The sequence below is a fragment of the Solibacillus sp. FSL K6-1554 genome (assembly GCF_038005185.1).
Classification (GTDB): Bacteria; Bacillota; Bacilli; order Bacillales_A; family Planococcaceae; genus Solibacillus; species Solibacillus silvestris.
Genome location: NZ_JBBOSS010000001.1, coordinates 3,900,001 through 3,912,018, shown reverse-complemented (window position 1 = coordinate 3,912,018; position 12,018 = coordinate 3,900,001). Strand labels below are relative to the sequence as shown.

General features: G+C 41.1%; 13 protein-coding genes (1 of these 13 only partly in view). 11 read left to right on the top strand and 2 right to left on the bottom strand.

The window, feature by feature from the left end:
* Positions 1-135 precede the first annotated feature (135 nt).
* The 6 genes from MHB58_RS19480 to rpsI all read left to right on the top strand — a co-directional run bounded on the left by MHB58_RS19480 (position 136) and on the right by rpsI (position 4,475).
* Entirely contained in the window at positions 136-981 is an 846-nt protein-coding gene (locus MHB58_RS19480; protein ID WP_008406713.1) for an energy-coupling factor ABC transporter ATP-binding protein, read from the top strand.
* Positions 957-1,829, top strand: a complete 873-nt coding sequence (locus MHB58_RS19475) for an energy-coupling factor ABC transporter ATP-binding protein (RefSeq protein ID WP_008406712.1) — start codon at positions 957-959, stop codon at positions 1,827-1,829. Before MHB58_RS19480 ends, MHB58_RS19475 begins: the two co-directional genes overlap by 25 nt.
* Complete coding sequence (locus MHB58_RS19470) at positions 1,826-2,623, top strand: energy-coupling factor transporter transmembrane component T family protein (RefSeq protein WP_014822421.1); 798 nt, start codon at positions 1,826-1,828, stop codon at positions 2,621-2,623. Before MHB58_RS19475 ends, MHB58_RS19470 begins: the two co-directional genes overlap by 4 nt.
* Positions 2,624-2,635: 12 nt before the next feature.
* A complete protein-coding gene (gene truA / locus MHB58_RS19465; protein ID WP_014822422.1) occupies positions 2,636-3,385 on the top strand; it encodes a tRNA pseudouridine(38-40) synthase TruA in 750 nt (249 codons plus the stop codon).
* A 230-nt stretch (positions 3,386-3,615) separates the two neighbouring features.
* Positions 3,616-4,053: a 50S ribosomal protein L13 gene (gene rplM, locus MHB58_RS19460; protein WP_008406709.1), complete on the top strand. Its 438-nt coding sequence runs from the start codon at positions 3,616-3,618 to the stop codon at positions 4,051-4,053.
* Between the two features lie 29 nt (positions 4,054-4,082).
* Positions 4,083-4,475: a 30S ribosomal protein S9 gene (rpsI, locus tag MHB58_RS19455; protein ID WP_008406708.1), complete on the top strand. Its 393-nt coding sequence runs from the start codon at positions 4,083-4,085 to the stop codon at positions 4,473-4,475.
* Positions 4,476-4,545: 70 nt separating this feature from the next.
* On the opposite strand, the gene MHB58_RS19450 is transcribed toward rpsI, so the two are convergent.
* Positions 4,546-5,583: a C45 family peptidase gene (locus MHB58_RS19450; protein WP_340735855.1), complete on the bottom strand. Its 1,038-nt coding sequence runs from the start codon at positions 5,581-5,583 to the stop codon at positions 4,546-4,548.
* Between the two features lie 164 nt (positions 5,584-5,747).
* On the opposite strand from MHB58_RS19450, the gene MHB58_RS19445 reads away from it, so the two are divergent.
* From MHB58_RS19445 to MHB58_RS19425, 5 genes are all read left to right on the top strand, one after another.
* Positions 5,748-6,032 (top strand): hypothetical protein, encoded by a 285-nt coding sequence (locus tag MHB58_RS19445; protein ID WP_008406705.1) that lies wholly within the window; start codon positions 5,748-5,750, stop codon positions 6,030-6,032.
* A gap of 32 nt (positions 6,033-6,064) precedes the next feature.
* Positions 6,065-7,804, top strand: a complete 1,740-nt coding sequence (locus tag MHB58_RS19440; RefSeq protein WP_014822424.1) for an ABC transporter ATP-binding protein — start codon at positions 6,065-6,067, stop codon at positions 7,802-7,804.
* Positions 7,797-9,605 (top strand): ABC transporter ATP-binding protein, encoded by a 1,809-nt coding sequence (locus MHB58_RS19435; protein WP_014822425.1) that lies wholly within the window; start codon positions 7,797-7,799, stop codon positions 9,603-9,605. The genes MHB58_RS19440 and MHB58_RS19435 overlap by 8 nt, the downstream gene beginning before the upstream one ends.
* A gap of 58 nt (positions 9,606-9,663) precedes the next feature.
* Positions 9,664-10,377 carry an N-acetylmuramoyl-L-alanine amidase gene (locus MHB58_RS19430; RefSeq protein ID WP_014822426.1) on the top strand — a complete coding sequence of 238 codons (714 nt, stop codon included), beginning with the start codon at positions 9,664-9,666 and terminating at the stop codon, positions 10,375-10,377.
* A 73-nt stretch (positions 10,378-10,450) separates the two neighbouring features.
* On the top strand, positions 10,451-11,506 hold the full coding sequence (locus tag MHB58_RS19425; RefSeq protein ID WP_008406699.1) for a P-loop NTPase: 1,056 nt from the start codon (positions 10,451-10,453) through the stop codon (positions 11,504-11,506).
* Positions 11,507-11,550: 44 nt separating this feature from the next.
* On the opposite strand, the gene gerD is transcribed toward MHB58_RS19425, so the two are convergent.
* Positions 11,551-12,018: the 3' portion of a spore germination lipoprotein GerD gene (gene gerD / locus MHB58_RS19420; RefSeq protein WP_014822427.1), read on the bottom strand. 156 nt of this gene lie beyond the right edge of the window; 468 of the gene's 624 nt are visible here — the last part of the coding sequence; its start codon lies off the right edge, out of view; its stop codon occupies positions 11,551-11,553.

Sequence of the window (12,018 nt, the reverse complement as noted above, 5' to 3'; positions counted from 1 at the left end):
TTTAGATAGGTGGCCGTTCGCGCAAAACTTGTTTGAAAACGTGCTTTATTTTTATATAGGTATCATTTCCTGGGAAATTTAAACTGACTACTAATATGTCATACAATAGCGAAGCAGAGGGGAGAGTAGCTGCGCATGAGTGAAATTTTATCATTTAATCAAGTAACCTACTCCTATACACCGGAAGAGCCTCATACACGCAATGCAGTAGAGGATGTTTCTTTTACAATCAATAAAGGGGAATGGATTACGATTGTCGGCCATAATGGCTCCGGAAAATCGACAATGGCTAAATTGATGAGTGGCTTACTAATGCCACAGCAAGGGGAAATCCGGATTAAACGTGAAATCCTCACAGAAGAAAATATATGGGATATTCGTTCGCAGATTGGTATTGTCTTTCAAAATCCGGACAATCAGTTTGTAGGGGCTACTGTGCAGGATGATGTAGCTTTCTCGTTGGAAAACAACGGTGTTCCGCATGAAGAAATGGTTAAACGTGTGCACAATGCACTGAGACAAGTAAAAATGGAAGACTTTATCAACCACGAGCCTCATCATTTATCTGGCGGACAAAAGCAGCGTGTTGCCATTGCAGGGGCACTAGCGATGCATCCGCAAATATTAATATTGGATGAAGCGACATCGATGCTGGATCCTCAAGGCCGTGAAGAAGTGTTAACAATCGTGGAAGCATTGCGTAAAGAAATTGATCTTACGGTACTCGCGATAACTCATGATCTCGAAGAAGCATTGTTGGCCGATCGCATTATTTTTATGAATGCCGGCAAAAAATACGCTGAGGGAACGCCGGAAGAGATTTTTGCTTTAGGTGATGATCTCGTACAGTTTGGTTTGGATATGCCGTTTGCGATGAAAATGACGAAGCTGTTGCAAGCACAAGGTGTACAACTTGTAGGACAACATATGACAGAAGAAGAGCTGGTGAATGACTTATGGACATCCAACTTCAACAAGTAAGCTATGCCTATGCAAAAGGCACTCCATTTGAAAAGCAAGCTTTACATGAGGTTGACTTAACAATTAAAAGTGGAACATTTCAGGCGATTATCGGACATACAGGTTCTGGGAAATCAACAATCCTCCTTCACTTTAATGGATTATTAAAACCTTCGAGCGGTACAGTGAAAATCGGGGACCGAATCATTGAAGCCGGAAAAAAGGCAAAAGACTTAAAAACAGTACGTCAAAAAGTAGGCATCGTGTTCCAGTTTCCTGAGCACCAACTTTTTGAGGAAACCGTATTAAAGGATATTATGTTTGGTCCGATGAATTTTGGGGTGTCTGAAGAAGAAGCGGAAAAACGTGCCCGTGAGCTGATTTCGTTAGTAGGGTTACCGGAAGAAATATTGGACAAATCCCCATTTGACCTATCAGGTGGACAGATGCGCCGTGTTGCCATTGCGGGTGTACTGGCAATGGATCCTGAAGTGATTGTGTTGGATGAGCCAACAGCGGGTCTTGATCCACGTGGTCAAAAGGAAATTATGGACTTATTTTATACGCTACATAAAGAGCGCGGTTTAACAACGATACTTGTAACACATAGTATGGAAGATGCAGCACGTTATGCGGATTCGGTTGCAATTATGCATGAAGGACGGTGTGTGTTAACTGGAGATCCGCGTACGATTTTCAGCGATCGGCAAACGCTTGCCCAATTCCGTCTGGAGCCGCCACGTATTGTTCGTTTTCAGCATCAGGTAGAGAAGATGATGGGTAAAACGTTAGAAAAAGTATGCTTAACTGAAGAAGAGCTTGCCGTAGAAATAGGACAGGCCATTCCAAAGGGGCGTGAACAGCAATGATGGAAAAAATGATTTTTGGGCGCTATATACCAGGAAATTCATTTGTGCATAAGCTCGATCCGCGTTCAAAGCTGCTTTTTGTTTTTGCATTTATTATCGTAGTCTTTTTTGCCAATAATGTGGTAACCTATGCGCTGCTTTTGGCGTTTACATTACTCGTTATTTTACTGTCGAGAATACGCCTTTATTTTTTAATCAACGGCTTAAAACCTGTCATATTCTTAATGCTCTTCACTTTGATTTTGCATTTGTTTATGACGAGGGAAGGACCTGTATTAGTTGATCTTGGCTTTATAAAAATATACGAAGAAGGCTTACGACAAGGGATGTTCATATCAATGCGCTTTTTAATGCTAGTATTTATGACATCGATCTTAACGTTAACGACTTCTCCTATTTCAATTACGGACGGTCTGGAAGTACTTCTCGATCCGTTTAAAAAGGTAAAGCTGCCTGTTCATGAGCTTGCACTAATGATGTCGATTTCTTTACGTTTCATTCCAACATTAATGGATGAGACAGATAAAATTATGAAAGCACAGATGGCTCGTGGTTCAGATTTAAGTGCAGGACCTATTAAAGATCGTCTAAAGGCGGTCGTGCCATTGTTAGTACCGCTCTTTGTCAGTGCATTTAAACGAGCGGAAGATTTAGCGACTGCAATGGAAGTGCGCGGCTACCGTGGGGGAGAAGGGCGTACGAAATACCGTCAGCTAAAGTGGATGGTTAGAGATACGGCTATTTTAGTTGTACTTGTATTATTGGGCGTCCTGTTATGGATGCTGCGCAGTTAGAGGAGTAAAGATATGGTGAGATTAAAAACAACGATTAGCTATGACGGTACCGGCTTTGCCGGCTATCAGGTGCAGCCGGGTGAACGTACAGTACAGCTGGAAATCGAAAAAGTATTAACAACAATGCAAAAAGGGACACAAGTTAAAATTACAGCAAGCGGCCGTACAGATGCGCGTGTCCATGCAACGGGTCAGGTTATACATTTTGATACAGCTCTTGAGATTCCGCCCGAGAAATTTCAAAAGGCATTAAATGTCCAATTGCCGCGTGATATTCGTGTACTCCACATGGAGCAAGTAAAGGAAGACTTTCATGCCCGCTATGATGTATCAGGCAAGCGTTACCGATATATTTGGGATTGCAGCACTGTTCAAAGCCCGTTTAGAAGACACTATACAGTCGAGACAGGTGGAGTAAAGCCGAATGTAGAAGCAATGCGTGAAGCCGCAAAAGCAATTGTCGGGACACATGACTTCAGCTGTTTCTGCGCGGCGAATACGAGTGTTGTAGACAAAGTACGTACGGTTGAAACGCTGGAACTTGTCTGGCAAGGGGAAGAGCTGCATATGACAATTAGCGGCAACGGCTTTTTATATAATATGGTGCGGATTATTGCAGGTACATTATGGGAAGTTGGCATTGGACGAAGAGAAGCTTCTTCATTAGAAAAGACGATTGCTTCGATGGACCGTGCACAAGCAGGTAAAACAGCACCAGCACATGGTCTATATTTAGAACAAGTTTTTTATCAAGATTTGTGATTTTTTTTTGAAAAAGTTTTCCTTTTCTCTATAAAATCCTAGAGAAATCGGCTTGTGAAAAGGGTTAACAACCTCTCCAGGTGTTCAATTAAATATCTTGACTTTAAACGCGATCCAGTATATGATGATGTATGGTATTTTCATTACCACCACAATAATAAGCCCCGAAACTTATAAAGTGTATATAATGAAAAATAACGGTAATTCATATCGATTAGGAGGATACAAACATGCGCACAACTTTCATGGCTAAAGGTCAAGAAGTAGAACGTAAATGGTTAGTAGTTGACGCAGAAGGCCAAACGTTAGGTCGTTTAGCTTCTGAAGTAGCTTCTATCTTACGCGGTAAACATAAACCAACTTTCACACCAAACGTTGATACAGGAGATCATGTGATCATCATCAACGCTGATAAAATTGAGTTAACAGGTAACAAATTACAAAAGAAAATTTACTACCGTCACACTCAGTTCGCTGGTGGTTTAAAACAACGTACAGCTGGTGAAATGAAGGAAAAATACCCAACTCAAATGCTTGAGTTAGCAATTAAAGGTATGCTTCCAAAGAACTCTTTAGGTCGTCAAATGTTCTCTAAATTGAACGTTTACACTGGTTCTGAACATCCACATGCTGCACAAAAACCAGAAGCTTACGAGTTACGTGGTTAATCAATAAACTATAATAGGAGGAAATAACTTTGGCACAAGTACAATACATCGGCACAGGTCGCCGTAAAAGCTCAACTGCTCGCGTACGTTTAGTACCAGGCGAAGGTAAAGTAGTAATCAACAACCGTGATGTTGCAGATTACCTACCATACGAAACTTTACACTTAATTATCAACCAACCATTAGTAGCTACAGAAACTAAAGGTTCATATGACGTTCACGTTAACGTAAACGGTGGTGGATTCACAGGTCAAGCTGGAGCAATCCGTCACGGTATCGCACGTGCATTATTACAAGTTGATCCAGACTTCCGCCCAGCTTTAAAATCAGCGGGTCTATTAACTCGTGATTCACGTATGAAAGAACGTAAAAAACCAGGTCTACGCGGCGCTCGTCGTGCACCTCAGTTCTCAAAACGTTAATCTTTACGATTACTATTTTGCGAAATTACAAAACCCTTTCTTGGAATTTTTCCGAGAAAGGGTTTTTTCTTTATTCATTCGCAAAGCCATTTGTCGCATGAAGTTTTCCTTTAATCTTCGAAAGAGGCAAATAAGTTCCGCTTAGCCACGATTTAAAATCGATAACTATAGGCAATGCATCTCCACCTAAAGCAATAGTACATTTACCTTCAGTTGGTACATAGCCAACCGTATGGAGTGTACCATCCCATGCTCCGTATTTTGTCGCAAAGACCCCATTTTCGATACCATTCATTAATTTGAACGCATTTTCAAAAGTAAGTGGTGTTGCTTGGGCATTCGAAATAATATGTTCGCGCGCTAATGAATCCTCTGTTCGGTAACGGTTTTCTTCTGTCAGAACTTTAAAGTGATTCGTGCAGGCTGTTGCGTCCCGAACAGCTACATTGCGCGGAGATGCTTCTACTGCCGCCATCGTTTGCTCCGCATCTAGTAATACATAATTAAATGAATGTTTATGGGGAATATTTTTTAGTAATGAAATCCCCTCTTCAACAGTTGCGCAACGCTCCAGTAACAGACGCCCGATCATATTGCATACAAAGCCATCCGCCCTGTTTTTCGTATTTACAAAGTTATAACCGACGACGAGTCCTTTTTCATTCATCCCATCCATCCGTCCTGTAATTTGCATGGAAGGTCCGAGTGTCGCATAGCCACCGTCAGTTGGTTCATATAACACAAAACGCCCATCATAGCTTTCGGGGTCATTGTCATAGTTGCGGATCATATAAGACGGCCTTGTCGTAATAGAGCAGCCGCTTTTTTTATGTGCTGCATAATAGCCTCCATAATGCAGTAAAGCCTGTTCTTCCTTATAACCAAGTGCATGAGCAAGACCTTCTATTTCCTCTTCAATTCCTGGACCGAACCGGGCTAAAAGTTGCTTAACATATATTTTATCTATAGAAAACCTATCATCCAATTGTTTATAAAGCTTTTCTCTATTATAAAAAAGAGGCGAATTTTTTAAGAGCTCTCCCTGATATACACCGAACTCATAATGGGATCCTCTAAATTGGATAATATCGCTCGTCACGTTTTTCATGATGTACTCCTTTAATGAATCTTTTTTTTTTATAGTAACGATTTTTAATGAACAAACAAAATAAAAGGATTTGAATAAATTACTCTCCCTAAATACTTTAGCAGGAGTAGTATTTTTGTATACATTAGTATACAATAGTATTCAAAAAGGATGGGGTTAAAAATATGAGGTCTGAAACCAGAGGGAGACATCGAGGCGAAGGAGAACACGGTAGTCGCCGTTCTAAGGGTGCACAAACATTCCGGCGCGGGCGTGCATTGGAGTTTTATCGTCAACTCGAAATGAAGCGCTCAACATTGAAACAACAACTGGAGTCTTCAGAATTGAAATCAATTCATCCTGTTATTGCAGGGGAATTGAAAGCAACTGAAGCAATTATGAATGATTTTGTCGGCTTGTTTCAGCTGAATGAATTGTTGGAAGAAGCACAAGCAACAGAAGAGGAATAATTTTTCACAACATAAGGAAGTGAACTTGTTTAATGCAAGCAGTATGGAAACTCTCAAAATATATTAAGCCATATATATTATTTGCGATCATCGCTCCTGTAATGATGGTTATAGAGGTAAGTATGGATTTGCTGCAACCTACAATATTACAGCATATTATTGATGATGGGATCGCTCAAACTGATACGTCATATATTGTGAAAATGTTTGGCTTAATGATAGCGACATCCGTAATCGGTTTAATTGGCGGGATAGGGTGTTCCATTTATGCATCACGGACGGCCGTAAACTTTTCAACCGATCTACGGCAAGATTTATATGAAACGATTACGTATTTTTCAAATAGCAGTAAAGATAAATTTACGCTCGGAAAGCTTGTTACAAATTTAACGAGTGATATGGAAATGCTACAGCGGGCATTGACGATGTTATTGAAAGTATTTGTCCGTGGACCAATGATGTTTATCGGGGCCATTGTCATTGTTTTTATTACAGCGCGAGAGCTATTTCCGATTTTATTGGTCGTGGTTCCGATTTTGGCATTTTGCATGTATTATTTTACGGCACTTTCAGGAAAGCTTTTTCATAAAGTGCAGAAGGTTGTCGATATGGTAAACACAAAAGTTCAAGAAAACTTGGCTGGTATTCGTGTCATTAAGGCATACAACAGGAAAAATCATCAAATTGAACAGTTTACCGAAGTGAATACACAGCTGATGAAACGCAGTATGGCAGCCGATCAAATTATAGGCGTACTGGCACCCCTTACAATGTTTGTCGTGAACTTAGGTATTGTAGCAGCACTGTGGATGGGTGCGATCAAAGTGGATAACAACACGTTGCAAGTAGGGGTTATACTTGCCTTTATCAACTATTTAATGATGGTCATGCAGGGGCTGATGAGTTCATCAATGGTACTTGTACAGCTGGCACGTGCAATACCAAGCGCTGGGCGAATTGTAGAAGTGCTGGAAGAGAAAACAGACTTAACGAGCCCTTTAAAACCAGAGATAAAAGAAATTAAGGGAAGTATTAGTTTCGAAAATGTAAGCTTCTCCTATTTAAAAGAAACAGAATCCGTATTGAAAAATATTAGCTTCCACGTGAATGCGGGAGAAACAGTCGGCATTATCGGAATGACAGGAAGCGGGAAATCGACATTAGTTAAAATGATTCCACGCCTGTTTGATCCTGACAGTGGCAGCGTAAAAATAGACGGAGTGCCAATTGGCAGCTATTCATTGGAACTTTTACGCCAGTCAATCGGTTTTTCCCCGCAAAAAGCGACATTGTTCTCAAAAACGATTGCCGACAACTTGCGCTACGGTAAATCCGATGCAACGTCAGAGGACATTGTACAGGCATTACAGTCGGCAAACGCAAAGGAATTTGTCGACAAACTGGATGCAGCGACAGAACATTTGCTCACACAAGGGGCGACAAACTTGTCCGGTGGGCAAAAGCAGCGTTTGGCAATGGCGAGGTCCTTTATCCGGAAACCGAGTATTTTAGTTTTGGATGATGTGACAAGTGCGGTTGACAGTATTTCTGAAAAAACAATTCAACGTGCGATTGAAGAGCAGTTCAGTGATGCTACAAAAGTGATTGTTTCGTCTAAAATCTCTTCTATTCGCCATGCTGATCAAATACTTGTAATGGACGACGGGAAAATTGCTGCACAAGGAACACATGAGCAACTATTGCAGGAAAGTATATTGTATCAAGAAATGGCAAAAACACAGGCAGAAAAAGGGGTGACCTTAAGTGAATAAACAACAAGGGGAACCGCCTGTACCTATGAGGCATCCAGGTGGGCGCTTTACAGGTCCAGTTGTGAAGCCAAAAAATCAAAAGGAAACACTGCTTCGGATTTGGAGCTATTTACGTGTTCAAAAGGTAGAGCTGATCAGTGTCGTCATTTTCGTTATTATTAGTACACTGTTAAGTTTAGTCGGTCCATTTCTAATCGGGAAAACGATTGATGATTATATTGTGAAGCTCGATGTGCCGGGGGCGATTCGCATGGCACTTATTTTGGCAGGGGTCTATATCGCATCGTCCGTACTCACTTGGCTTCAAACATTTGTCATGATTCGTGTTTCACAGAAGACCATTCGCCGGTTGCGTCAACACCTGTTTGAGCAGTACCAGTCACTGCCGCTCGCATTTTACGATAAAAAACAGCAGGGCGATTTAATGAGCCGGATGACCAATGATATCGAAAATTTAAATGCGGCATTGTCCCAAAGTGTCATACAAATTGTTTCAAGTTTTTTAACGATTGTCGGGACGGCCTTTGCACTCTTTTATTTAGATTGGCGATTAGCACTAGTAACGCTCATTATTATTCCACTCATCGTTTATGCGACAAAGCAGATTATTAAACGAAGCAGCGTGAACTACAAGGCACGTCAACGGGATCTGGGCAATTTAAATGGTTATATTGAAGAAACCATTTCGAACGCGGATATTATTACGCTTTTCGGTCAGGAAAAATCAACGCTTGCTGAGTTCAAAGAAGCCAATGAGCGATTGCGCGGTTCAGCGATGCGAGCCGATATTATCTCTGGCTTCATGGGTCCAATCAATAACTTTATGAACAACTTAGGCTTAAGTCTTGTAATAGGTGCAGGTGCAATCATGGCTGTAACAAGCGGACTGACAATCGGTGTAATCGCATCATTCGTTACGTACACCCGACAGTTTTTCCGGCCGATCAACCAGCTATCGAACCTTCTCAATACGTTCCAATCGGCCATTGCGGGTTCCGAACGTGTATTTGAAGTGTTAGATGAAACAAAAGAAGTAGCGGACATTGAAAATGCAAAAGAGAAAGAACAGTTTAGTGGTGATGTAAAGTTCGAAAATGTTCAATTTGCCTATGAAACGGGCAAGCCTGTATTACACGGAATTAATTTTGAAGCGAAAGCAGGAGAGACAGTTGCCATTGTTGGTCCTACTGGTTCAGGGAAGACGACAATCATTCAGCTATTAACCCGATTTTATGATGCGACAGGGGGCCGGATTTTATTGGACGGCGAACCAATTGAACATTACAAAATGACGAATGTGCGCGACCATGTCGGTGTCGTTCTGCAGGATACGTATTTGTTTTCAGGAACGGTGCGTGAAAATATCCGTTTCGGTAAGCTCCATGCAACAGATGATGAAGTTGAACAAGCAGCAAAAATTGCATATGCACATAATTTTATAAAGTATTTGCCTGAACAGTACGATACTGTACTGACAAGCGGAGGCTTAAATTTAAGTCAGGGGCAGCGTCAGCTTATAGCGATTGCCCGTGCAATTCTAGAGGATCCCGATATCTTAATTTTAGATGAAGCAACTTCAAGTGTTGATACGATGACAGAAGTGCATATTCAGAAAGGCTTGAACAATTTGATGGAAGGGCGAACAAGCTTTGTCATTGCACACCGTCTTAAAACAATTGAAAATGCGGATCAGATCCTCGTCATTAAGGACGGTCAAATTTTAGAACAAGGAAATCATGATTCTTTAATGAAGGAACAAGGTTTTTATGCAACATTACAACGTCAGCTCCAGTCTCAATGATAAGGTGAATATTCCGCCGTCCTTTTGCGTATAGTAGGCAAAAAGGACGGTGTTTTTTTTGAAACGTTGGCTTGCACTCATATTCGTAATTTTTTGTTCGATGCTTGTCGTTGTATATGAAACGAACGCATCCGACCGGCGATTTTTTTTACCCGAGCCATTAGGTGGGGTAAAAATTGTGTTAGATGCTGGTCATGGAGGAATTGATGGTGGTGCTTCAAATGGAGAGGTAATTGAAAAAGACGTGACACTGGCAATTACAAAAAAAGTAGCTCGTCAATTAACACGTTTAGGTGCGGAAGTAGTATTAACACGTTCAACGGATGGAGATGTATTAAGTGAACATGCACCAAGTGAAACATTTCCAACACTTCGTGAGCGTAAAAAGCAGGACATTTTTTTACGTGAAACGTTAGTGGACTCACATGAACCGGATCTATTCGTTACGATTCACGCAAATGCAATCCCAAATAGTAAATGGCGAGGGGCGCAAGTGTTTTACCATCACACTGGACACGAGAAAAGCCAGGCACTCGCACAGGCTGTACAACAATCAATTCGAGAGACGATGGAAAATACGGACCGCGAAGCACTGTCGATTAAAAATGTTTATTTATTAAAGAAAATTGAAAAACCGGCTGTATTAGTAGAAACAGGATTTTTAAGTAATGAGGAAGAGCGTGATTTACTGGCAAATGACAGCTATCAGGAAAAAATGGCATTTGCGATTGCACGCGGAATTGAAAATTATATTCATGTAAAATACGAGTAGGCAACATGTAATAACAATACGAATCGATTATGATATACTAACAAATGTAATTTCATTCAGGGGAGTGTTTGATATGTTAAATGAGGAACAAGTCCGAGAACTATTAGGAGAACTACAAGATCCGTTTTTACATAAATCACTAGCAGAAACAAAAGGTGTAACAAACGTTTCGATTAAAGCAGAAAAAGCGCATGTTAGTGTTCGTATTGCGATTGCAAAAACTAATACGCCTGAACAAATGACACTTCAAATGAAAATTGTTGAAGTGTTAAAAGAAAATGGCGCGGCTTCCGTTGGGATTCGTTTTGAAGAGCTACCGGCAGAAGTACTGCAATCATTCCGTGGACAAGCGACCGAAGCAGAAGCACAAGATATTTTATCACCTTTATCAAGCGTACAATTTATTTCAATCGCCTCAGGTAAAGGTGGAGTAGGGAAATCGACGGTATCTGTAAATATGGCAGTTGCACTAGCACGCCTAGGCAAAAAAGTCGGTTTAATCGATGCTGATATTTATGGTTTCTCTGTACCGGACATGATGGGTGTAACAGAAATGCCGGTCGTAAAAGATGACCGTATTTACCCGGTGGAACGTCTTGGTGTAAAAGTTATCTCAATGGGATTCTTTGTTGAAAACAATGCACCAATCGTTTGGCGCGGACCGATGCTTGGTAAAGTATTGGACCAGTTCTTCCGTGATGTCGAGTGGGGCGATTTAGACTATCTACTATTGGATTTACCACCAGGAACGGGAGACGTAGCACTGGATATTCACCAAATGCTGCCATCTTCAAAAGAGATTGTTGTGACAACACCTCACCCGACAGCCGCTTTCGTAGCAGCCCGTGCAGGTGCGATGGCATTACAAACAAATCATGAAATCCTAGGTGTTATTGAGAATATGGCTTGGTATGAAAGCAAATCAGGCGAAAAAGAATTTGTATTTGGTCAAGGCGGCGGTCCGAAGCTAGCTGATGAACTGCGCACAAAATTACTTGGTCAAATTCCGTTAGGACAACCAGATTGGACAGAGGAAGACTTCGCACCTTCTGTATATGCAGAATCGCATCCAACAGGTAAAATCTATTTACAAATTGCTGAAGAAATTATTTCAGAATTAAATAAATAACAAAAAAACAACCAGTTGTCCCAATGAGACGACTGGTTGTTTTTTTATGAGCCTCCACCGCTGTCTTTACCGCCACCGCTATCCTTCCCTGAGCCAGATCCGGATTCAGACCCCGAACCAGAACCGGAACCCTTCTCGGATGAAGCTTCACCGCTTTTCTTAATGAGCTCCTGCCATTTTGTCTGCATAAGCGGATTTTCGATTGTTTCCATTACGATTTTCTCCAGCTCTTTTCGCATAACAGCACCTTTCATGATGCTTTCAAGCTGCTTTTGCATATCCGGCTGACCGAAGAAAGACGTTAGAGATTCTTGGTAACTCGCGTCATTCAGTAGGTTTTTCATTAAATCTTCCTGCTGATCCTGCATACTTTTTGCAAATGTTTCTTTAAATTTCGGGTCTTCGAATGTTTTAATCCAAAAATCCATTGCATCTTTTGATAACATTGTCTCTTCAGTCGCTTTTTTAACTTCTTCGGTATTTAAAATAAGCAACTCCCGAAAATTCTTATC